This window comes from Streptococcus ovis DSM 16829, from assembly GCF_000380125.1.
Taxonomy (GTDB): domain Bacteria; phylum Bacillota; class Bacilli; order Lactobacillales; family Streptococcaceae; genus Streptococcus; species Streptococcus ovis.
Genome location: NZ_KB904585.1, coordinates 15,840 through 39,959 on the forward strand (window position 1 = coordinate 15,840; position 24,120 = coordinate 39,959).

A 24,120-nucleotide genomic window follows, 5' to 3' on the forward strand; every position below is an offset into this window, starting at 1 on the left:
TAAAATCTCCTTTATATTATTTTTAGAGTAAACGTTGAATATGTAAAATGATATAGAACTTTTCACTTTCTTCTATTGCAACTCCCGTTTCTGTTGCAATAATATCGTAAATTTTACTACCAACATGATAAGCTTCTGGATACGCTAATTGAATATGTTTTCTCATTTCATATAGAGCTTCATTATGGCTATTACTACGATTAAGATACTGTAAGAAATAGGTTAAATGTATCATTAACCGATCATAAAAATTACTATTTTCTTTAGTTCTACTAATTCCTGAATTTTCTAATTCTTTTTGTACCTTACTAATTACTGACCGAGTAATACTAGCTTCTGATGATTTCTCTACACCTGCAACACTTTTAGCATTAATAAAGTGAAGAGCTATTCGTCCTATTTCATCATCTGGTAATTCATTCAATAATTTCTGCCGAAAAATAGCAAGAGCTTCTTTTGCAATGACATATTCAATACTATATTCTTGCGAAATATTAGGAAGTCTACTTTCTTGATAATTCTCTTCTAGAACTGCTTTGTAGGCACAATGAATATGATCAGTCAATGTCACATAAAGATATTCTTGAACAGGATAGTCATATTTACTAGATAAGGTTTCAATGACATCATAGGTCACAGTGACAAAATCCAGTGGAATATCCTTCAGCAAAGTCATAAAGTTTTCTTTAGACTCTGTGTTCTTGAGCGAAAAGATCTTCTCAATTTTGCTCTCAACAATTAGGTCCCCCTTTCTTTTTTGAAAGGTAATACCTAAACCCATAACAACAAATTGTTGATCGTGCTCATCTTTTACAAGAGCGACATTATTATTGAGTGCCTGTAAAACACGATACATGTGATTCCTCCTTTTCTTATGGTTTCATGGCAAAGAAAAGAGACCACAAACAAACCTAGGATAATCCTATCCCTCGTCCATTTGTAGTCTCGCCTATCCGTAATAGTCACGATCTACCCTTATTCAATTGATAAATAGATTATAGCAAATTTTTTCTGCTTTGTAAACCTTTTCTGTTTAAAAAAATATAACATTTTTAACCTTTTTGTTCATTTTTTGTTCATTTTTGTTTACATTTTTTCTGTCCACGGTGTTGCTGTTTCCTTCAAGACCTTGTTTAATCCGTCAATATTTTGGAATCCAGTGGTACGAAGCCATTCGCGAGCAGCGTCTTCCCCTTTTTCAATATAATCTTTCACACTACCTGCCCATGTAGCGCGACCACAAAGGACACCGTTGAAGTTGGCACCAGATTCCTTGGCAAAGACCAAGGTATCTTGGAACAATTTCGCAGACACTCCAGCACTCAAGTAGATGTAAGGAAGAGTGGTCGCCCCATCTTGCTCCTTAAAGTATGCTGNCGCTTCTGCCTTGGTGTATACGACTTCTCCAGTTCCAAACCCTTCCACAAAGTTCATGTTGACTGGCACTTCTACCTTCAAGACGTCAATACCAAAACGTTCTGCTGAAAAGACCTTCATGGCTTCAATGACCTTACGAGGTTTCACCTTGGCATATTCTACACTTGTTGCATCCGAAATGGTTTCATCGTAGGCTAAAATTTCTAGATAAAAAGGAATGTCTTCTGCCACGCACTCAGAACCAATACGCTCAATATAAGTTTGTTTCTGACAATTGGTGATTTCATCGCTATCCACATCGTAGTAAAGCAAGAATTTAATCGCATCTGCACCTTCTTCTTTCAGGCGTTTGACAGACCAGCCATCCAAGCAATCTGGAAGGCGTTTAGTACTGGTGGTATCATAACCCGTTTTCTCATAGGCAAGAAGGAGCCCAGCATCATGATGCAAGACTTTTGTGGCAGGCAGACCATATTCTGGGTCGAGCAACATAGACGATGCAAAGGGAGTTAACTCTTCAGCCACCAAGACTTTTAGCTCTTCCATTTGGGCTACGGTCGGTTCTTCTGATTGATGTTGCGCCATCAAGCGTTTTAAAGCTCCACGTTGGTCAAAGGCTAGGGCTGAGATAATGCCATTTTCATCACTCAACTTTTCCATATAGCGACGCTTTTGTTCTGTTAGTGCCATCTTATACCTCTTCTACTTTAATTTGGTTGAATAAGTTTTCGTAATTAGCTAGATTGACATGTCCTGTCTGCTTTTCTTGAGCGTTTAGCATACCCAAGCAATTGGCTTTCTTGAGTAGTTCAGTATCTGATTCTCCATGGAACAAGGCTGATGTAATCCCAGCTACAGTTGAATCTCCTGAACCGACTGGATTTACCACTTCAATCTTTGGAATCGTCACACGATAATAGGTGTCTCCGTGCTTGGCAAATGCACCTTTAGCACCCAAGGAGACGATAATCCAATCAACATGTGAAAAGATGTCTCTAGAGAGAGCTTCCTTTAAAGTCGCCACATCCTCTGTCACTTCCTTTTGTAATAATTGTGATAATTCTTCCGTATTCGGCTTGATAACCGTTGGTTTATAATCGCCTTTTAATACTGACAATAAAGCCTCTCCCGAACAGTCTAAAACCACAGGTTTTTGATACTTTTGACAGATGGCAATCATCCTAAGATAGAAATCTGTTGCTAGTCCTTTGGGGAGGCTGCCAGAAATGGAGACAATAGAGACTTCCTGCACGAGTGTTTCAAAATGCTTCAAGAAACCCTCTCCTTCTGCCTCAGAGATTGTTGGTCCTTGCTCTAATATTTCTGTCTGTTGTCCTTCATGCAAGATAGCGATACAGTTTCTCGTATTTCCTGCAATCGGATAAAAATCATGTTGGATAGCAACCTTGTCCAATTCCACTTGGATAAACTCACCGATTTTACCACCCAATAAACCACTAGCCACTACACTGTCATCTAATTGTGCCAAGACACGTGTCACATTGAGCCCCTTACCGCCCGGTGTCTTATGTGTTTCCCTTACTCGATTCACAGTATCAAGTTGGAAGGTCTCTAATTGATAGGCAATATCTACAGACGGATTCATGGTAATCGTTAGAATCATCGCACACACTCCTTAGTCGTGGTATTCTCCACGATCCCATTTTTCAAGGAATTCTGTAAAGAAATCAGCATCAGCTTGATGATCGTTATGAGTTTCAACCTGCATAATCTTCTCAATCAGTTTTTTGTTTTCTTCAGTTGGTTTATATTCTGCATCGATAAAAGCTTCAATAATATCAGTCATCAATAGACCACCTGTAATTTTTCCACCAAAACCAATAACATTGGCATTGAGTTCTTCCTTGGCATAGATGGCAGAAGTCATGTCACGAACGAGTGCTGAACGAATACCTGGTACTTTATTAACGGCATTGTTAATTCCTACACCCGTACCACAAATACAGATACCAAGATCTGCTTGACCACTGGCTACTGCTTCTCCCACTTTTTTACCAAAGATAGGATAATGGGTACGAACATTGTCGTAGGTCCCACAATCAATCACTTCATAGCCTTTTGTTTTTAAATAATCAACGACTGCGATTTTGTCATAGGTAACGATATGGTCACAACCAATTGCAATTTTCATTCTGATTTCCTCACTTCCACTTAGCACATTTTGTTGAGCATATCGACACGAATTTGGTGACGACCACCATCGTAAGCCCCCTCAACAAATCCCTTGGCGATATTTTTGGCAACCCCCGGACCCACAATTTCTAATCCCACCGTAATCAGACGGGCATTGTTATGACCGCGTGTCATATAGGCTGACCGTTCATCTGACACTTCTGCGGCCACCATACCTTTGATTTTTGTTGCTACCATAAATGGTCCTACTCCGTAGGCATCCACCATAATCCCCAGATTATCTTCTGACTGGTTGACAGCCGCTGCAACCGCCAAGGTATTGTCTACAAAATCCTTTTCTGGATTGCTGACATCCACTACTTCTTTTCCGAGTTCTAAAAGATAGTTTTTCATGACATCTTTTAGTTCTAGTCCCTGTGCATCTGCACCAATAATAACTGCCATTTGATTTCTCCTTTTTAGAAATGATTATCTACGTAGAGTTCTGTTTAAAAAATGTTGTTTTTTATTTGGAACAACCATATTATAAACATTATAAAACACAATGTCAACACTTTTTATCTAATTTTGTTTTATTATTGTTTATTTATATAAAAAAAGAGACAGTTCAAACACTGTCTCCAATCATTCTTAAAACTCAATTAATCACTTCAATCCACTTTGCTAAGTGTGCAATTTTTTCTTCATCATTTTTATCCGTTACAACTGCCGTTAAATCAGATAAGTTCGAAAAAACCGAAAAATCTTCTTTTCCAATTTTGGAACTATCTAGTAACAAATATTTTTCAACTGAGCGACTCAGTCCTAAACGTTGCGTATATGCTTCTTCTACAGTTGATGTCATTACATCATTTCCTCGAATACCATTTGCACTAAAAAACATTTTACTAAAATGCATTTTTTCAAGGCTCGTATTTGTTATCTCGCCAACAAAAGACTCCGTCACACGACGCATCTCTCCTCCTAACAAAAATACTTTAAATGTTTCAGATTTTTTATTAAGAAGTATGTTAAAAACAGGTAAACAATTTGTTACAACGCTTAGACTAAGATTTGTAATTTCTTCTGCAAAACTTTCAACCGTCGTTCCAGGTCCTAAAAAGAGAGTATCGCCTTCTTCAATTAAGCTTGCAGCCAACTTTGCAATCTGCTGTTTCTCCTGCATATGATGAGTATGTTTTTCTTCATGGGGAATTTCTCTATATTGGAAAGCTGAATTACTACGAGCACCTCCATGAATTTTTTTAAGTAATCCTTGCTTTTCCAATTCAAGCAAATCTCTTCTCACTGTCATATCAGTAACGCCAAAGGACTCCATAATTTCAGAAATTCTTACTGTCCCTTTTTTATTGACTAATTTTGTAATTTCCTCGAGTCGTTGAAATTTATTCATGGATATACCCCCTTTTCGCAAATATTATATCTCATTTTATATAAAGAGGCAACAATATTTGTTTATTTAACAAACATAAAATAAACATTTTTCTAGGACATACCCACTATAAATCTTTGAATAGAACTATCTGTGAAGTCGATAAAAAAAGCCAACAAAGGTTGACTTTTTACAATTCATTAATGTCAGCTTCAGGATTCCACACAAAGCTTGCTAGAAAGCTAAAAAGGTAGGTCAATCCCAAGACAATCGCAACCAATAAAAGAACGGGCAAGCGATAAATCAATGTTAACGGATTTGCAAACTGTTTCCCAGTTTGGAAGGATTTGTTGAGCTCATCTAGACGGTTAAACTCTGTTTCTATCCGTCTTGTCACTTCGGCCATTCCCGCATCATCCAAACGCTTGATGTCTGAAATATCAATTGGATTTCCAAAAGCAACATCTATTCGTTGGCCTGCAAGGAGACCTTTCAACTTCATTGGTCCAATATAAGAAGCTGGCATTATTTTGACTTTTGCAGTCTTGGCAATGACGGCTACTCCTCCCTTAACTTCAGTCGAATGACGACTTCCCGATGGGAACATTACCAAAGAACGATTGCTCTTTTTCAACACTTTCACTGGATATTTTATGGCTGCCGTCCCTGGGTTCTCACGATCAATCGGAAAAGCTCCGCACTTGCGAATCCACCAGCCAAAACCTCTGTCCTTAAAGAGTTCTTTCTTCGCCATAAAGATAAATTGCTTGGGTGCTGCCGCATAACCAAGAAAAACGGGATCCCAGAAGGTCCGATGTGGGGAAATCAGAATATAATTCTCATCACTCGGTAACATCTTTTCACGATCATGGTAGTGGATATTGCCATTTACTGCCCATAGGACAACGACTAATAGATTTCGTAAATAGGTATAAAACATGCTTCTCTCCTCTGTCAGAATACCTTATTATATCATATTTCTAACTTCTCCTGCCAATTTTCTATCCATTGTCACAGTTGAATATGCTATAATAATCCTATGACTCAAACAATATTACAAGCTGGCGAACGGATTGACCAGCTCTTTTCAAGCGATGTCCAGATTATTCAAAATCGTGAGGTATTCAGCTATTCCATTGACAGTGTGCTCCTATCTCGCTTTCCTAGATTGCCTCAAAAGGGATTGATTGTGGATCTATGTAGTGGAAATGGAGCTGTTGGACTCTTTGCTTCGACCATGACAAAGACTGACATCATCCAAGTAGAGTTACAGGAACGTCTAGCAGACATGAATCGTCGCTCCATCCAGCTCAATCAATTGGAACATCAAGTATCCGTCATCAATGATGACTTGTCACATCTACCTGAGCATATTGGACACTCCAAGGTTGACCTCATCCTTTGCAATCCGCCTTATTTTAAAGTCGATGAAGAGTCCAATCTCAATGAGAGTGAACATTACCTATTAGCTCGTCATGAAATCGCGACGAATTTGGATAGTATTTGTCGCGTAGCCCAGCAGGTTCTCAAATCTAATGGCCGCCTTGCTGTGGTTCATCGCCCTGACCGCTTTTTAGATATTTTAGATACACTAAGACAATACAAACTTGCCCCAAAACGTATCCAATTTGTCTATCCCAAGGCCAGCAAGGAAGCCAATATGCTGCTTGTTGAAGCCATCAAAGACGGTTCAACCGATGGTTTAAAAATCCTTCCACCACTAGTTGTCCACGAAGAAAATGGCGATTATACTAAGGAAATACACGAGATTTATTATGGAAAATAAGGCCTATATGTACGTCTTGGAATGTGCGGACGGCACGCTTTACACTGGCTATACAACCGATGTCAAACGTCGTCTAACGACTCATAATGCTGGAAAAGGGGCCAAATACACCCGTGCTCGCTTACCTGTCACCCTTCTCTATCAAGAAGAATTTCCCAATAAGCAGGAAGCCATGCGAGCCGAAGCCCTCTTTAAAAAACGCAAGACACGCCAGCAGAAACTGGATTATATTAACTATCACACGAGAGATTAATTGTGTGGTGGTTTTTTACTATTGTATTTCCTTAGAACCTCTCTCTCATTATCTTAATTAGATTCTCCAAAAGATTGCACTATATTGTCCATTTTATCAGTTGCATTCGGTATATGATAATTTTGTATAGAAACTGTAAAATGTAGGCTTGATCTCCTCGTACTTTTGTTACTCATAAAAAAGAGCAACAGCTACTGCTATTGCTCCTGAAAATCATATTTTCTACATGTATAAATTAAACATGATGCTTTTTCTTCCCTTTGTAGAAAAGACCTAGTGTTATCATCAATAGTATAGCCCCCGCGACAAGGTACTCCATTGATTCGGTTGAATTTGTTTTTGGAAGAATTTTTTTCGATGTAGAAGTTGATTGACCTGGAATTGTCACTTGAGAAGTAACTTTATCTCTGTCGTTTGGTTCATCTTGCGGTTCATCCTTTGGACCATCCTTAGGATCATCTTTTGGAGTATTCTTAGGTCCATCTGTTGGCACTTTATGGTCTGTTACTACCAACGTGTTGTTTACAATTTTCGCCTCGTCACCTTTGGCCGAAATAATGGCAACTTGACCTTTTTCATCAACTGTAAATTCAATATCTGTTACAACTTTGTAACCTGTTGGAGCCGTAACTTCATGGAAAGTATAACGACCTGCTAACAAGCTTACAACGTGAGTTGTATGAGTCGAAATCCATTCGTGAACGATTGTATCACCTTGTTTCAGTTGAATCTGTGCTCCTGCTAACTCAGCACCACCTAGATCAACTTTACTAATTGAAATATCAAATTTCACTTCTGGAACAACTGTTTTCGTATTGGTCACAACTACAATATTATTAGCAACGTCTGTTTGACCATCTTTAATGACAACTTTACGAGGAGTTGCATCTAAATCATAACCTACTGGAGCCTGAATTTCTGTAATGGTATATTCACCATCTGGTAATTCTGACAGCATAGCCTGACCATTTTTCGCTGTTGTAACAGTTCCAAAGTCTTTAGCGACCACTGTTGAAGTGACTTCTGGTTTCAGATTGCCTTTTTGAACAAGTAAATCAGCAACCTTATTATTCAAAAGACCTAACTCAATTTGACATTCATTTACCAGTGTTTCATCAACCTCTTCAGCTTTTTGCAACGTAGTTAATTGATCTTGAAGTGAAGTAATTTCTTCGTTTAAACGAGTCAATTCTAAATCAATTTCGCTCGAATCAATTGTAGAAGTTGTTTCTGTAATCATTCCTGTCACAGAGAAGACCGCACCTTCTAAAACAACATTTGTTGTTACATCTACTTTTTGAATCATTAAAGAACCTTTCGGTGCTTCTTGTGGCTGTGCAACAGCTTCATCAATAACTGTCATTGTATTATTATCAGATGACACTTTATTACCATCACCATTCAAAATATACACTTGACCATCTTGACCAACAGCAAAAGTAATAGCTGTCACTTTCACATATCCTGTTGGCGCAGCAATTTCATGGAAAGTGTATACTCCTGGAAGGAGAGAAATAGTTTGAACAGTGCCAGTTGATGTCCACTTATTAATCACTTCACCAAGAGCATTATGAATCTCAATCTGAGCTCCTACAATCTCTTCACCACCAAGATTTTGCTTACTGAAATGAACATCAGATGCTTTTGGTTCAACTACTTTCGCAGTATCTACTACTTGCAATTTATTGTCAGTAACCTCTACTGTATTCCCATTGACATTTGTAACAGTTACTTTACCTTTGGCATCAACTGTGAAGGTAATATCTGTCACGACATGATAGCCTTCTGGTGCTACTTCTTCATGGAAGATGTAGGTTCCCATTGGCAAATTAAATTCATGCGCTTTTGTTGTTGAAGTAAAGCGAGTAACTTCTTTACGTCCTTCTTCTTCGTAGATGATGATTTGTGCATTTGGCAATTCTTCACCACCAAGTGAAGCAACCTTACTAAACACAACTGGGTGACTAGTAACTTCATCTGTCACAACAAGCTTGCCATCTTTCACTTCGGCATTACCTGTTGTTGTATTCTTAGTCACTTCAATATTGCCATTGTCATCTACTGTGAAGGTAATATCTGTTACAACTTTGTACCCTTCTGGAGCTGTTTCTTCATGGAAGACGTAGGTTCCTGCAGTCAAGCTTACTGTTTTTGCTTGATCAGTTGAAGTGTAGCGAAGAAGTTCATTGGTACGTGCATCTGTGATAGTTTTTCCTTTTTCATCGCGGATTTCAATCACGGCACCAACTAATTCTTGACCTCCAAGACCAACTTTTGAAATATCGATACTGTGTTTTTTAGCTTGGTCAATGACAATTAGCTTATTATCTTTTTGATTATCAACTTTAGCTGTTTTAGAAATTTCATCCTTTTCAGTTGAATTACCAACTTTAGTTACAGTCACTTTACCATCTTTGACACTAAAATGAATGTCTGAAACTTTTTCATAACCAGCTGGCGCTGTATTTTCTACAAAGATATAGTCCCCTTCTTCAAGTGTTAGTTGATGAACCTCTTTTTTAGAAATCCACTTATCAACACGTGTACCTCTCTTTCCATCAGCAGTTGACTTGAAGAGTTCAATTTCCGCATTTTCTAATTCTTGACTACCAAGATTTTGTTTACTGATTTCGATTGAGTGACGCTTGTAGTCATCTTTCATGACAATCGTGTCATTTTCAAGAGCGACTTGATCTGCACGAGTAATACGACCATTTGCATCAATTGTAAATGTAATATGATCTGCAATCAAGAATCCAGCTGGCGCTTGCGTCTCTACCATTGTATAGGTTCCAGCTTCCAGAGTAAATTCTTTTTGATTCTGTCCAGAAATCCAAGTTAATGCTTCTTTTGTTTTAGAATCAATAGCAACTTTACCTTTATCGCTTGTCCCCTCAACTACTTTCAAATGAGCATCTTCAAGTTCTTCCGTACTATTAACAGCAACTTTACTGAAACGGACTGTTTTTTCAACTTTAGCGGTTGGTTTAGTATATGTATTTGTCCATACTTCAGTGTCATTCCCAACACCATATGGTTTTGAAACATCTAATTTCTTAGTTTTTTCAGACTTATATCCATCAGCACTATGTTCCCACACTGATCCATCTTTATTGACTTCTATCGTTTTGTATTCATAAGCAACACCAGATAAATCAGTCACATCTAAACCAGAGAAAATTACTGTTTTTTCGCCTTTTAGTAATTCTTTCTGATCAACATCTTCATACTTATCTACACCTTTTACTTTGCGTACAAGTTTAAAGTAAACAGCAGGAGCATTTTCTGGTCGTTCATTCCAATTTTTTTCGACCTTCAATGTCATTTTAGGAACATGGTATGTATTTGTGAAAATGTATGATTTACCGTCCGCTGTTTTGTTTTCCTTAACGTCAACATCGTATTTTTTTCCAAAAAGAACGATAATATTGTCTTGAGATGGTTGATTTTTCTCGTTAACTTCAACTACAGAATACTTATCTAGATCAGCTTTATCAATTGTCCAAGTTGCACTTTCACCCTCTTTGATTTTTTTAACTTCTGGATCTGCTTGACCATCTTTCAATAAAATCAATGTAACCGTTGAGGCTTCACCGGCTGGCTTAAGTCCTACCCATTTTTTCGTTGCTGAAATGGTTGATTTTTCTTTACCTTTTTCTTTGTTTGTTAAAGTAACTTCTTTAACATCTTGGTTAGCCGTAGCTCCATCCACTGTTATCGTTGGATTCTCTACGAGTGAATAATTCGGATCACTCTCTTCCTCAAACGTATATTCAATTTTTTGACCTTGCTCATCGGTAACTGGCAAGTTATTAAACTCACCAGACCACTGATTTACCCTAGTCAATGTGATTGGTTCAACTTCGTTTCCAGATACATCTTTTGCCGATTCCCCGTTCGCCTTTAGCTTTATTGTTGCCAATAGAAAATCTTTTGTATCTGCTGGAACTTCTTGTCCAACTTTGTCTTGCCATAATTTCGTTACTTTAATCGTAAAATGTTTCGTGGGCTTATCTTCCATCACAATCGTTTTGTCTGCCTTGGGTTCTCCATCCACTATGACTTCACCAGTTAGAGTAACCTTAAAATTAATTGGTTTAGCTTTTAAATAGCCACTTGGTGCAGATTTTTCTTCGAAAATATACTCACCTTCAGGAAGATAAAATTTTACATTATTGTTTTGGTTACTTTCACCAGTTTTCCAACTATAAAGAGCTGTACCAGATTTTGTGCTAACATTAACTTCCGCTCCTGCTAACTCTTTATTGGTATCTGTTGCGATTTTTTTGATTGTTAGTTCAAAGCTCTTATAGTTACCTGTTGTCGGTTTTACAAACTTAGCCGACAAAAGATTTTGATAGTTAGTTCCAATGGAACTTACGCGATTTGGTTGATACAAATCAAGAATCGATTCTTTTGGATAGTCTTTTAAAGTTAATTTGTTTAAAGGACTATCTGGAACATTCTTATCACCGAGCAAAAAACGATAGACATACCATGCTTTTTCATCCATGGTTGCTGCTTTTCCAATCTCATCTATTGCTAAATCTTTCGGGTTTATTGTTTGTTTTGCGGTGCTATCCGTATAATACCAAACTGCTTTTTGCGTTGCAGCATACAATTCTTCATCACTGATAGAATTTAATTCAGCTCTTCCAGAATTTTTAAAGGCATCACGAATTTCTTGAATACGTGTATCATTTCCTTCACGGTAACCATTATACACAACTTTAAGAACAGCTTCCATCAATTTCGCATCAGACTTAGGCTTCTTAGCTAGTTTAGTAAACAATTTTTCATTTGATGCTACTTTTGTATAGGTTGGGAAAAAGCCATTTTCACCAACATTTTCATCAGAAAAAGGTTTACCATCCCCTGTTACATCAATATCTGGTACAGATAATTCTGCATTAAAACAGTAAGCAATAATAGAATTCTCTATTACTTTAGCCGACTGATTTCCTCGTATATATATCATCTCATTTCCAGTAAGAAGTTTCTGTCCTCTTTCATACAAATCTTTCTTAATCGAATATGCTTCATATCCACCAACAACGCCATAATGATCTTTTTCATCTGCCCTTAACGTACTTGATACTCCTAGTCCTAATACTGTTAGAAAAACAGCAAAAATACTAGAAAACTTAACAAATATCGATATTTTACGTTTCGACATATTTTCTCCAATCCGGTACAATGTACCTATTATATTTTACTTCTTTTATTGTAGCGATAATAAAATTTTTCGACAAGTGATTCTTGTATCATTTTTTTATTATTTTAAAGTCGTTCCAGAGATTTTTTCTAAATATTCTGACATTTTTCTTGAAAATCTAAATTATAAAAAATAATAATTGACAATATGGATAAATTATGGAAAAATGGCTAATGCACAATGACATATATGGAGGATAAGAGAGATGTTGAATAGTTACTTGGAAGATAAAATTCAGAACCAGGTGACCGTGCTGAATGCCTTGCTAGAATTTAAAGAACTATCCATCAAAGAATTGTTGAATATTACCAAACTATCTGATAAAACTGCCATACAGATTCTTTTGTCGCTTCAGGACCTATTTGGTTCCGAACTCACTATCAACTTACGGACCGATTATGTCTATATTGAAGATATAATCGCTATTAACAAGCTACAGTACTACCATAAAATCTATCAGCAATCTTCATTTTTAAAGTTAGTATCTTATTTTGCAAGCCCAAAGAAAGAAAGTTTTTCTGCATTCGCCCTGAAACATTACATCTCTCGCGCAACTGCCTATCGTCTAAAAGCAAAGTGCGAATCATTTTTGAAGATTGTCGGATTGTCCTTACGTAAAAATAGAATTGTTGGTCCTGAATACCGCATCCGGTGCTTAATTGCATTGTTAGACTATCGTTACGGATACCAACTCTACGATTTCCATGATGGGAGCCTTGATATTGTTTTGGAATTGATTGTCGCTTCTAATGATTGTTTAACTCGAGCGTCTTTGGAAAAAACACCTGATGATTATTTATTTTTTGCTACATTGATTGCTATAGGATTGAAACGAAAAAACGAAAATGTCAACATCCCCAAAACAGCTTTATTTAATTCATTAAAACAGATATTTATTTATCAACAATTATGTGACTTAACAACACAAATCATCGAGCCAGCATACAATACACAATTTTCAAAAGATGACTTGGATTATTTTATGCTATCTTACTGCATATCACATAGTGCTTTTTGCAAAGATAAGTGGAGAGATTATTCACGAGATTCTCTGTATGATTTAATCAGCTCCACTAGTCGGGCAAAGGGATTAATTAAAAGGTATCAGAATTTATTTGGTAAAGACATTGTGTATTCCCGTATGTTTCGTTCAGCCGTTGTTTTTACAGCCAAAAACTTTCTATTTGATTTACAAGGACTAATACCAAACTACTACTTCTTCACTCCTCAAGATGATCTCGAAAATCCTGTACTGCGAAAAATTATTCAGACGCTCCTCTTGGATTGGATGACTGAAAATCATATCGGTAGTCATTTAAATCCAAACTCCCTTTCTCTTCTGACCTTGCAATTGCAAGAAATCATAAAGTCAAACTTGAAACCAATTCCTGTCTATATTTGCCAAAACAATATAGCTGACCTCCTTTCCATCCAATCTATTCTTCAGAGAAACTTTTCAGATAAGTTATGCCAAATCCATATCCTAAACACACATACTGACATCATTCCTGAAAGTATAGATAAGGAAGGAGCAATTTTGCTTTGTGACCAACAATACCACAGTTATCTCGATTCCTACTTGCATAATCCCCAACATATTGTCATAAACCTTTCTATCAATCTCAAGAAATTCCATAAAGACTTAATCAGTGATGCTATTAAAAAACTGCAATATGAAAAATATGCTGAATATTTAAGAAATATTCAGACAAAATTCGAAGCGCAATATCACTAATTTCTGCTTTGTTATTACAAAGCAGAAATAGCAGAGATTTTTTTATAGAAAAAGAGAAGAGATACCATCTTCCTCTCTTCCATTGCCTTTTCACCATCAGATTCCTACTGTAAAATCAGCTGCGCAATAATAGGACTAATAAAAACATATACCATACCAGTCACTCCAATAGCTAGACCCGCCATAGCTCCAGCTACTTGTCCATATTTCAAGGCTGCTCCTGTCCCAACAGCATGACCTGTTCCACCTAAGGCCAATCCAATAACGACAGGATCGTCAATGTTTAACCATTTTAAAAATGAAGGACCTATCACACTCGTTAGTACACCAGTTACAACAACTACTACTAATGTGATGGTTATCAATCCTCCCATCTTTTCACTGATACCAACTGCCATAGCTGTTGTCACTGATTTTGGAAATAAGGAGATCGCAAAAAAGTAATCTAGACCAAACCATTTCGCAATCAAGGCTGTATAGCTTGTGTTGATCACTGTGGCAACCAAGGTACCAAATAAGATACTACGATAATGGTGTTTCATCAGATGAAAATTCCGATACAGAGGGATTGCCAAAGCCACCGTTGAAGGAACAATCAGACTATTTAAATAAGCCCCACCCTTGTAATAATCTTGATAGGAAATGCCCGAAACCTTAAGAAACATAATCAGGACAACAGTCGCTACTAAGAGCGGAGTCGTCACTGGATGCGGAAAGCGTCTAAATACCAATAAACCAATCAAATAGGCCAAAATGGACACGAATAAGCCAAACATTGGATTGCTAACAATTGTTTCCATTTTCTCCTCCTATCCTTCGTAATTTCCTTCAAATTGATGTTTTATCCAGGAAACAACCAGTCCCATCGTCATTAGATTGATGATCAATGCCCCTAAAACAATTAATACAAGTGGAAATAAATTAGGAACAATTACATCCACATACTGCATCACACCGACACTTGCTGGTAGAAATAGAATGGTCATATTGTCTAACAAAAAGGTACCAACTGTATGAATATGCCGCAAGCGAATGATCTTTAATTGAAGTGCAATAAACAACAAAATCAGTCCGATAATACTGCCAGGAACTGGTAAATGAAAGAGGACTGAGATCACCTCACCAACAATTGAGAATAACAAAATAATCATAAATTGGACATATAGCTTCATCTGAAATCTCCTTTCCATGCTTTACTATTATCTTACTACGTTCCCTAAATATTGCAAGATGATGAAACGTTTTCATTTGAAATATAAAAAACCATCTAACAATGATGGTCCATTTCTAAACTGTTATTCAAATGTTGATCAGATTTGTTTGTCAATCATTCCTTTTTACATATGTAAAAGCAGTACACCTAATCTCTTCGACCGGTTGAAATCCAAGAGCACGATAAAAAGCAGCTATCTTCTCTGATTGATCTGTCAAAAGATGAAGCTGATAAACATTTTTATATTTTTCCAACACATCATCCATTAACTGACGTCCAATCCCCTGCCGTTGGTAGGAAGGAAGTACAAGAATATCTTGAATGAATAAAATGGATACACCATCTCCAACTGCGCGTAATAATCCAACTACATCCTGCCCATCATAAGCTACTAACACATAGAGACTCTGTTGCAATGCTTGATCCAACATATCTGGATTTTCTGTATAATTCGTCCAGCCAACCGCATGATAGAGTGGAAGAACTTTTGCGACTTCTAATTTCTTTTCTTCTTGATACCGAATCATAGGAACTCCTTTTTCCCGCTATCATACCACAGAAAGTCTTGTTCTTGATACTTTCCTTTCTTATCTTTTCTAGCTTTTTAATTTAGGTTTATATACAAACTAAAAACAGGCACTTTGTACCTGTTTTTTTCTTATCTTTCGCCCTTGTTACGAATCACAAAGCCTGTTTTTTTCTCACTTGAGGTGTTCTTGTGAGGTTTTTTATTGTCCTGACGGCGGTTATCGTTTTTGAAGCGACTATCTCTGTCACGGCGATTGAAGTCACGATCTCCACGCTTACGGTCTCCACCACGACGACCCCCACGGTCATGACGGTCTCGATTGCCTCGACGTTCACGGTTGCCACCACGTCCGCCAGATTTATTTCCAAAGTACTTGAACGGCAATGGTTTTTCTTGCGCAATCTCTACTTTTTCTTGCATTTCTGGATCTTGAACAGTCAGTGTTAAGATGTACATGGCTAACTCTTCTGGAGAAAATTCCGCTGCTAATTCACGCGCATCTTTCCCAAATTTCGCAAAGTTCGCTCGGATAGACTCATTGGCAAAATCACGTTCGATCTTCTTCAAAGCCACTTTTTTCTTGGCTTGGAAGGCTTCTTCTGCTGTTGCTGGACGAAGGCCTTTCATACGTTTCTTAGTGAGATTTTCGATAATTTGTAGGTAGCCCATTTCGTTTGGAGAGACAAAGGTAATCGACTGACCTGTCTTGCCAGCACGTCCTGTACGACCAATACGGTGAACATAGCTTTCAGCATCCTGTGGAATATCGTAGTTGTAAACATGAGTGACACCTGAAATATCCAGACCACGTGCCGCTACATCTGTTGCCACAAGAACATCGAGATTACCACTCTTGAAATCACGGAGGACACGGAGACGTTTGTTCTGATCAAGGTCACCATGAATACCTTCTGCACGGAAGCCACGGATTTTAAGACCACGCGTCAATTCATCCACACGACGTTTCGTACGACCAAATACAATTGACAATTCCGGTTGATCCACATCCATGAGACGGGTCATGGTATCAAATTTTTCATTTTCCTTTACACGGAGATAGAATTGTTCTACAAGGTCTGTCGTCAATTCTTTCGCCGCAATCTTCACATGCTCAGGCTCTTTCATGAACTTGACCCCAATGCGCTTAATCGCATCCGGCATAGTTGCAGAAAAGAGCAAGGTTTGACGTTCCACCGGTACACTCTGGATAATGGCTTCAATGTCTTCTAAGAAGCCCATGTTAAGCATTTCATCTGCTTCATCCAAGATGAGTGTTTCAACAGCGTTTAATTTCAACGCCTTACGTTTAATCAAATCCAACAGACGACCTGGCGTCCCAACAACGATATGGGCACCTGAACGAAGGGCTTTGATTTGTTTTTCGATGGAAGAACCACCGTATACAGAACGAACTTTGACGCCCTTAGCACGACCAAAACGGAAGAGCTCTTCCTGACTTTGAACCGCTAATTCACGTGTTGGTGCAATCACCAAGGCCTGAACAGCTTGGTTTTCAGTGTTAATTTTTTCCAAAGTTGGCAATCCAAATGCTGCTGTTTTTCCTGTTCCAGTCTGTGCTTGTCCAATCACATCTTTTCCAGCAAGTGCCAATGGGATGGTTTGCTCTTGAATGGGAGATGGCTCTGTAAAGCCAGCATTTACAACTTCTGTTAACAGTTCAGCAGATAGATTTAATTCAGTAAATTTCAATTTGTTTCCTTTTCTAGAAGACAGTGCGAAGCTGTCTTATCACGCTTTCATTTTTTGTCATTGAGTAACAACTTATCTAGTGTAACACAAAGCCTCTGAAAAAGATAGGCACAGCAACTGTTTTCATGATAAACACGTTTTCATAAAAAAGAGAGAGTTTCCTCTCTCAAATCAACTATTTCAGAACAGCTGCTGCCAAGGCTTGCTGAATTTCGACTACGTTGCGGTCACTCTTGAATTGCAGAATTTCAGCTGGTTCAACTGCAGAGGAAATCCAAATTTTCAATTCTGCATCCAAGTCAAAATGTCCGGATGTCTCGACTGTAAAACGAGAAATGGAGCGGTAAGGCAGAGACTTGTAGGCACTTTTCTTACCCGTCATCCCTTGCTTATCTACCAAAATCAGCCGTTTTTCGGTAAATACGATTAAATCACGAACCAAAGAAAAGGCTAATTCCACCTGTTCGCCAGGAATTAAAATATCCCGTAATTGCTCCTCCACCTTATCGGTATCTTTTTGTGAGGCATTGCCCAATAACCCTGAAAAAATTCCCATCGTTGAACTCCTTTTTTCTTTATTTTACCAAAAAGAAAGGAACATGTAAGAATTCAACTATGGTTTTGTGCCACAAGTCAAACAAAAAAAGAATTTTGAAATGCTCAAAATTCTTTTTTTCAATTATTTGATTACATCTTCTCTTCCAATGCCACATCTGGATATTTGTCCGCAAACCAACGAAGGGCAAAGTCATTTTCAAATAGGAATACAGGTTGATCGAAACGGTCTTTCGCCAAGATATTCCGACTTGAACTCATGCGCTCATCAAGGTCTTCTGGCTTAATCCAACGTACCGTCTTTTTACCCATTGGGGTCATCACGACTTCGGCATTGTACTCCCCTTCCATGCGGTGTTTGAAGACTTCAAATTGGAGTTGACCCACCGCACCAAGCATGTACTCTCCTGTTTGATAGTTTTTGTAGAGCTGAATTGCTCCTTCTTGTACCAATTGTTCAATTCCTTTGTGGAAGGATTTTTGTTTCATGACATTTTTGGCTGCAACTTTCATGAAGATTTCTGGTGTAAAGGTTGGTAGGGGTTCGAATTCAAATTTATTCTTACCAACTGTTAAGGTATCACCCACTTGATACGTTCCTGTATCATAGACACCAATAATGTCTCCAGCGACAGCATTTTCAACATTTTCACGAGACTCTGCCATGAACTGGGTCACGTTAGAGAGCTTCGCCCCTTTTCCTGTACGAGGAAGATTAACTGCCATACCACGCTCAAATTCACCTGATACCACGCGCACAAAGGCAATACGGTCACGGTGACGAGGGTCCATATTGGCTTGGATTTTGAAAACAAAGCCTGAGAAATCTTTATTGAGCGGGTCAATCACTTCTCCCTCTGTCGTTTTATGACCGTGAGGTTCTGGCGCAAATTCCAAGAAGGTATCAAGAAAAGTCTGCACTCCAAAATTGGTAAGGGCTGACCCAAAGAAGACAGGAGTCAATTCTCCATTAAAAATGGCTTCTTGTGAGAATTCATTTCCAGCTTCTTGTAGCAGTTCAATATCTTCCAGTACTTGCGCATAGAATGGATTGCTTCCAAACAGATCATCCCCTTCTTCAATCGTTGCAAAGCGTTCGTCCCCACGATAAAGTTCCAAGCGACTGTTGTGCAAGTCATAAAGACCTTCAAATGATTTCCCCATACCAATCGGCCAGTTCATTGGATAAGAAGCAATGCCAAGCACTTCTTCCAATTCTTCCAGCAAATCTAATGGCTCACGTCCATCACGGTCCAGTTTGTTAATAAAGGTAAAGACAGGAATATTGCGGTGTTTCACAACCTCAAAGAGTTTTTTAGTCTGTGCCTCGATACCCTTAGCTGAGTCAACCACCATGACAGCAGCATCCACCGCCATCAAGGTTCGGTAAGTATCTTCTGAGAAGTCCTCGTGTCCTGGTGTGTCCAAGATATTGACACGCTTACCAGCATAGTCAAACTGCATGACAGATGAAGTAACAGAGATACCACGTTGTTTCTCAATATCCATCCAGTCAGACTTGGCAAAGTTTCCTGTTTTCTTTCCTTTTACCGTCCCTGCCTCACGAATCTCTCCACCAAAGTAGAGCAACTGCTCAGTAATGGTCGTCTTCCCCGCATCCGGGTGAGAGATGATGGCAAAGGTACGGCGTTTTTTAATTTCGTCTTGTAATGTCATAGTCTCCTCTTTCTCTTTTCCTACAAGTTCATTTTTCGAATCTATCTATTATCGTTCTTACATCTATCTATACTCCTATTTCGATAAAACAGCAAAAAGAGCTGCTTTCACAACTCTTCCATTATAGCCGAAAAGAAAGGATTTTTCAATGATAAGAAAGCAGATACCTTTTTTTATCGCATATCAGCAATTTTCTTCATTACAGACTCTCGAACTTGCTTGCCTTTGATGGCAAAAAAATGATTTAAGAGAGAAACTAACAAGATCAATACTGCAGAAACAGCCACAAATCTTACAGGAGCGGATACTCCCCCAATTAATGGCGTAACACGGAGAAAGCCATAATTCCCTCCCGTCACTACATTGACGATAGACAAAAAGGTATTTAACGACAAGGTCCCGAGAACAATCCCCTCGAGAGTCAATTGTTCCTCATCATCTTGTAACAGATACACAAGACAGTTAACAAATAGTGCAAAATGACCAATAATGTAACTAAAAATCGTCACATGTCCAACAGGATAATTGTCAAAAACAGGTGAAACAAAACTCAAAATAGAACCGACAAAACCAATCAGAGCAAAGTATCGCTTCCAGGGATGACGATCCGGAAGAAACACAATGGCAAACATAGCCATTCGACAATGGTAAAACGGCAAACTATCTGTCAACGAGAATGCCATTAATAGGTACCAACTATAGAGCAAACTCATTTGCAACAATTGCACACCCTTGAAGAAAGAGCGATATACTTTATGACGATAAAAACGTAAACTGGTATACGTTAGCAGCAATAGCACGGCAAAACAGGAAAAAATGAGTGCAGGAGTCACATCAGGAGGACTACTTTCTTGATTGGTAAAAAATGAAAAGAATACTGACATTTACTCTCCTTAATAGCAATCTAATCCTCTAATTGCTCAACTAGTCTCGCGAGATTCATCGAATTTGATCCCTTGAGCAAAATCTGATCCTCTGGTTGCAGGATCTCACGAACAAAGTGAGTCATCTCTTCAAAGTGATCCTCAGTTGTTGTTTTTTTGAAATATCGTACCTGTCCTTGTGGATAGACTTGGATGGCTAATTGAGCTAATTCTGCAATATCATCTCCATAAAAGACTAGAGTATCAATTTCCTCAGATGACAAGCTAGATAGAATCTGATTATGAAGTTGAATAGAATCTGCCCCCAACTCTTTCATATCGGCCAATACAGCAATTTTCTTTCCATTTTTGTTGGCTGGAATGGCTGAAAAAGTCTCTAAAATCAAGCGCATAGCTGTTGGATTGGCATTATAGACATCACTAAGAATGTCTGCTCCATTTCCTGCTTTTTTCCACTCTGTCCGATTACGAGTCAATTCTATTATCGCCAAAGCTTCTAAAATATCAGCTTCTTCAATCGCTAGCAATTTCCCTACACAGGCTGCAACTACAGCATTCATGGCATTGTATTTGCCAGGGACTGGTAGGGTAATCGGACGATTCAATACAGTGGTACGGAAGGTCAACGAATCTTTTTTCTCTTCTAAATCAAAGACCTGGATCTCCTCATCCCCGCCAAACCGAATCACCATTAGATTATCAGGCAAAAATTCTTCGATAATTGGATCATCTGGCACAATCAAAATCCCATCGGAATCCATTCCATCTGCAATCTGCATTTTCCCTTGTGCAATCTTTTGACGGCTTCCAAAAAATTCCAGATGTGCTTCACCAATTAAGGTCACAACTGAAATTCTTGGTTTGGCAATTTGTGAAAGCAGATGAATGTCTCCCATATGATCTTGTCCCATTTCAAGAACCAGTTTTTCAGTATCGTCTGGCATATGAAGGACTGTATAAGGCAGTCCAATTTCATTATTATAATTCCCTTGTGTTTTGTATGTTTTATATGTTGTTCCAAGTACTGCTGCAATCATGTCCTTAGTGGTTGTCTTACCATTAGAACCTGTCACGGCAATCACATCTACATTCAGTTTTTCTAAGTAATATTGAGCCAACTTTTGCATGGCACTGAGGCAATCATCCACTAACAAATAAGGATGACCTTCCACTTCGTGCTCAGATAAGGTAGCGACTGCCCCATTTTCAAAAGCTGTATCTATAAATTCATGTCCATCGCGCACTCCTTTGAGTGGTACAAACAAGTCTCCTGCTTCTATTTTTCGGCTGTCAAATTCAGCCTGTCGCAGGGGAACATCTTCAAAATCCGAAATGATATTCTTAGCACCAACAACTTTGGCGACTTCATGTAGTGTAACTTTCATTTTTTCTTTCCTTATCATCATGGAATGGGGTCTTTTTCTGAGTCAGCATCGCATGGTTTCTCATTCATGATTTCCCTATTCTCATTGTCATCTTAAGATACCAGAGCAGTATCCATACTATTATAGCATAATTCGATCTATTTGGACTATTTTTGTAATAGAACTTATGGTATAATGAAAAGGCAGGAATTTCCCGGCACAGAGTAAATGATTCGCGTTAAGTGTGTATGAATGGGATGTTGTCATACAACGAAACCTTTGGTGCGGTGAATCATTGCATCCGCTGTTCTCAAGAAGTCTTGAGTAAACAGCTCCAAATTCTTTTAAGGAGCTTTTTTCATGAAAACTATTTTTTCATTCCCTAAGTTAAGTGTGCAGCGCTTGGTTACATTAGCCATGCTAATTGCTCTTAGCTTTATCGTCGGAAAGTTTTCGATTTCCATTATCCCTCAGCAATTGGTGGTGAGCTTAACATTTATTGTGAACACCATGATTGGGATGGCAGCGGGTCCTATTTGGTCCTTTATCACACTTGGTCTCTACGACATTGTTGATAATTTATTAGGAGGCTCAGGAATCTTTATTATTTGGTGGACTTTGATGGAAGCTGTCCAAGGATTTTTCTATGGTTATTTTTTCCATGATAAAAAATTGGATTGGCACAATAAAGAAGACTGGGTTCACGTCAGCCTTGCTACCATCGTCATTATGCTCATTGGAACCTTCATCTTTACTCCTCTTTTGATTCAAATCTATTATGGAACACCAATTATCGCTCAGTTTATCGCTGGTCGTTGGCTAAAAATCTTTGAAATTCCAATTCGTGTGATCTTAACAATGCTGATTATTCCACAACTACAACGGATTCCCGAACTCCGTAAGTTAGTCGGTATTTCTAAATAAAATAATAAACACCAGATGGGCACATCCCACCTCTGGTGTTTTTTCTTTTTATATCAGATGACTCTCACGTTTGTCAAACATTTCTTGCGCCAAATCAACCAATGTTTCAATTAAGTCACTGTATGAAAGTCCCATATTTTCCCAAAGAAGAGGGTACATCGACCACTGAGTAAAACCAGGCATCGTATTGAGCTCATTCAAATAAATCTGTCCATCTTCGGTTAGGAAGAAATCACAGCGTGACAAACCACATCCGCCTAGTGCACGAAAGGCTTGATTGGCATAGGTTCGCATTTGCTCCATGATGGCTTCATCAATCTTGGCTGGAATATCCATCGTAATCTTGTTGTCAATGTATTTGGCATCGTAATCATAAAAGGCCACATCTTTTACAACTTCACCCGGTAGAGTGGTTTTCACATCTTGATTTCCAAGGATTCCCACTTCAATCTCCCGTGCAACAACCCCTTGCTCAATCAGAATTCGGCTATCATACTTCAAGGCAAGTGCAATTGATGTGTGCAATTCTTCATCATTTTCTGCCTTAGAAATCCCCACTGAAGACCCCATATTGGCAGGTTTGACAAAGACTGGATAGGTCAGTTTTGTAGCTGTTTCTGTAATTTTCGCTTCCAAATCTTCTCCCTCAATATACACCGTATAGGCTACTTGAGGAACACCAGCTGATTCAAGAACACGCTTGGTGGTAATCTTGTCCATAGCTACGCTAGAAGAGAGAATATTTGTCCCAACATAGGGCATTTTCAATACTTCTAGGAAGCCTTGGATGGAGCCATCTTCTCCCATCGGACCATGTAACACAGGGAAAACCACTGCATTTTCTTCGTAGATAGCACTCGGTTGTATTTTTTGACTTACAACAACCGTTTGATTGGTCATGAGTTTTTCAGCAGCAGCTGGTTGACTGGTAAATTCTTGTGTCTTAATAAAGTCTCCTGCCTGCGTGATAAAATAGGTTTTTACCAAAAATTTATCATAATTGACTGCTCGCATGACACTCTCAGCTGACAAAACGGACACTTCCCGCTCTGCTGAACGTCCACCGTATAATAAAATCAAGGTCTGTTTCATAACGTCTCTTTTCTTGTCTCATTTATTCTTCGTCTATCATACCATAAAAGGAAGGAAGATTCAAAGACAGACAAAGAAAAACACGCTGTTTTATTATTCCTATTAATTCTCCAAAAAGCTCGAGGCCATTACAAAGAAATGAAAGTTAAATACAGAAAAAATCGCAATCTAAAGTTACTAGTTTACAACAAAGATATTCAATTTAAATATCAAAAAATTGGTAGAATGTAAAAGTATGTTATACTTATAATAAATTCAGTACAAGGCAACCAGTCCTAAA

General features: G+C 38.3%; 21 protein-coding genes and 1 riboswitch. Of the genes, 4 read left to right on the top strand and 17 right to left on the bottom strand.

Translation table 11 applies throughout. The features are described 5' to 3' along the window. Positions 1–22: 22 nt before the first annotated feature. From A3I9_RS0111970 to A3I9_RS0112000, 7 genes are all read right to left on the bottom strand, one after another. Positions 23–856, bottom strand: coding sequence for a PRD domain-containing protein (locus A3I9_RS0111970; RefSeq protein ID WP_018379265.1), 834 nt, complete (start codon positions 854–856; stop codon positions 23–25). 230 nt (positions 857–1,086) lie between these two features. Further along, positions 1,087–2,067: a tagatose-bisphosphate aldolase gene (gene lacD, locus A3I9_RS0111975; RefSeq protein ID WP_018379266.1), complete on the bottom strand. Its 981-nt coding sequence runs from the start codon at positions 2,065–2,067 to the stop codon at positions 1,087–1,089. A gap of 1 nt (position 2,068) precedes the next feature. Beyond that, complete coding sequence (gene lacC / locus A3I9_RS0111980; protein ID WP_018379267.1) at positions 2,069–3,001, bottom strand: tagatose-6-phosphate kinase; 933 nt, start codon at positions 2,999–3,001, stop codon at positions 2,069–2,071. A gap of 12 nt (positions 3,002–3,013) precedes the next feature. Continuing rightward, positions 3,014–3,529, bottom strand: a complete 516-nt coding sequence (gene lacB, locus A3I9_RS0111985) for a galactose-6-phosphate isomerase subunit LacB (RefSeq protein ID WP_018379268.1) — start codon at positions 3,527–3,529, stop codon at positions 3,014–3,016. 20 nt (positions 3,530–3,549) lie between these two features. Next, on the bottom strand, positions 3,550–3,975 hold the full coding sequence (lacA, locus tag A3I9_RS0111990) for a galactose-6-phosphate isomerase subunit LacA (RefSeq protein WP_018379269.1): 426 nt from the start codon (positions 3,973–3,975) through the stop codon (positions 3,550–3,552). Positions 3,976–4,168: 193 nt separating this feature from the next. Further along, complete coding sequence (locus A3I9_RS0111995) at positions 4,169–4,924, bottom strand: DeoR/GlpR family DNA-binding transcription regulator (protein WP_018379270.1); 756 nt, start codon at positions 4,922–4,924, stop codon at positions 4,169–4,171. A gap of 169 nt (positions 4,925–5,093) precedes the next feature. Continuing rightward, positions 5,094–5,843, bottom strand: a complete 750-nt coding sequence (locus A3I9_RS0112000; RefSeq protein WP_018379271.1) for a lysophospholipid acyltransferase family protein — start codon at positions 5,841–5,843, stop codon at positions 5,094–5,096. 99 nt (positions 5,844–5,942) lie between these two features. Here A3I9_RS0112000 and A3I9_RS0112005 point away from each other — a divergent pair, with 99 nt between their 5' ends. Beyond that, on the top strand, positions 5,943–6,689 hold the full coding sequence (locus tag A3I9_RS0112005) for a tRNA1(Val) (adenine(37)-N6)-methyltransferase (protein WP_018379272.1): 747 nt from the start codon (positions 5,943–5,945) through the stop codon (positions 6,687–6,689). Then, positions 6,679–6,942: a GIY-YIG nuclease family protein gene (locus A3I9_RS0112010; protein ID WP_018379273.1), complete on the top strand. Its 264-nt coding sequence runs from the start codon at positions 6,679–6,681 to the stop codon at positions 6,940–6,942. Before A3I9_RS0112005 ends, A3I9_RS0112010 begins: the two co-directional genes overlap by 11 nt. A 235-nt stretch (positions 6,943–7,177) precedes the next feature. Here the strand turns inward: A3I9_RS0112010 and A3I9_RS0112015 are convergent, their stop codons facing one another. Continuing rightward, positions 7,178–12,118, bottom strand: a complete 4,941-nt coding sequence (locus A3I9_RS0112015; protein ID WP_018379274.1) for a SpaA isopeptide-forming pilin-related protein — start codon at positions 12,116–12,118, stop codon at positions 7,178–7,180. Between the two features lie 244 nt (positions 12,119–12,362). Here A3I9_RS0112015 and A3I9_RS0112020 point away from each other — a divergent pair, with 244 nt between their 5' ends. Continuing rightward, complete coding sequence (locus A3I9_RS0112020) at positions 12,363–13,892, top strand: helix-turn-helix domain-containing protein (RefSeq protein ID WP_018379275.1); 1,530 nt, start codon at positions 12,363–12,365, stop codon at positions 13,890–13,892. A 104-nt stretch (positions 13,893–13,996) separates the two neighbouring features. On the opposite strand, the gene A3I9_RS0112025 is transcribed toward A3I9_RS0112020, so the two are convergent. From A3I9_RS0112025 to A3I9_RS0112060, 8 genes are all read right to left on the bottom strand, one after another. Continuing rightward, entirely contained in the window at positions 13,997–14,692 is a 696-nt protein-coding gene (locus A3I9_RS0112025; RefSeq protein ID WP_018379276.1) for an LrgB family protein, read from the bottom strand. Between the two features lie 9 nt (positions 14,693–14,701). Continuing rightward, positions 14,702–15,064 carry a CidA/LrgA family protein gene (locus tag A3I9_RS0112030; protein WP_018379277.1) on the bottom strand — a complete coding sequence of 121 codons (363 nt, stop codon included), beginning with the start codon at positions 15,062–15,064 and terminating at the stop codon, positions 14,702–14,704. A 151-nt stretch (positions 15,065–15,215) separates the two neighbouring features. Beyond that, complete coding sequence (locus A3I9_RS0112035) at positions 15,216–15,632, bottom strand: GNAT family N-acetyltransferase (RefSeq protein ID WP_018379278.1); 417 nt, start codon at positions 15,630–15,632, stop codon at positions 15,216–15,218. Between the two features lie 131 nt (positions 15,633–15,763). Further along, on the bottom strand, positions 15,764–17,344 hold the full coding sequence (cshA, locus tag A3I9_RS0112040; protein WP_018379279.1) for a degradosome RNA helicase CshA: 1,581 nt from the start codon (positions 17,342–17,344) through the stop codon (positions 15,764–15,766). A 175-nt stretch (positions 17,345–17,519) separates the two neighbouring features. Further along, complete coding sequence (locus A3I9_RS0112045) at positions 17,520–17,900, bottom strand: PH domain-containing protein (RefSeq protein ID WP_018379280.1); 381 nt, start codon at positions 17,898–17,900, stop codon at positions 17,520–17,522. Between the two features lie 131 nt (positions 17,901–18,031). After that, positions 18,032–19,576: a peptide chain release factor 3 gene (locus A3I9_RS0112050; protein WP_018379281.1), complete on the bottom strand. Its 1,545-nt coding sequence runs from the start codon at positions 19,574–19,576 to the stop codon at positions 18,032–18,034. A 173-nt stretch (positions 19,577–19,749) separates the two neighbouring features. Then, positions 19,750–20,460: a YwaF family protein gene (locus A3I9_RS0112055; RefSeq protein WP_018379282.1), complete on the bottom strand. Its 711-nt coding sequence runs from the start codon at positions 20,458–20,460 to the stop codon at positions 19,750–19,752. Positions 20,461–20,480: 20 nt separating this feature from the next. Beyond that, positions 20,481–21,845, bottom strand: a complete 1,365-nt coding sequence (locus tag A3I9_RS0112060; protein WP_018379283.1) for a UDP-N-acetylmuramoyl-tripeptide--D-alanyl-D-alanine ligase — start codon at positions 21,843–21,845, stop codon at positions 20,481–20,483. Positions 21,846–22,042: 197 nt separating this feature from the next. Beyond that, positions 22,043–22,133: riboswitch (THF riboswitch) on the top strand. A 51-nt stretch (positions 22,134–22,184) separates the two neighbouring features. Here A3I9_RS0112060 and A3I9_RS0112065 point away from each other — a divergent pair. Then, positions 22,185–22,748 (top strand): folate family ECF transporter S component, encoded by a 564-nt coding sequence (locus A3I9_RS0112065; protein WP_018379284.1) that lies wholly within the window; start codon positions 22,185–22,187, stop codon positions 22,746–22,748. Positions 22,749–22,796: 48 nt separating this feature from the next. Here the strand turns inward: A3I9_RS0112065 and A3I9_RS0112070 are convergent, their stop codons facing one another. After that, a complete protein-coding gene (locus A3I9_RS0112070) occupies positions 22,797–23,840 on the bottom strand; it encodes a D-alanine--D-alanine ligase (protein ID WP_018379285.1) in 1,044 nt (347 codons plus the stop codon). Positions 23,841–24,120 lie beyond the last annotated feature (280 nt).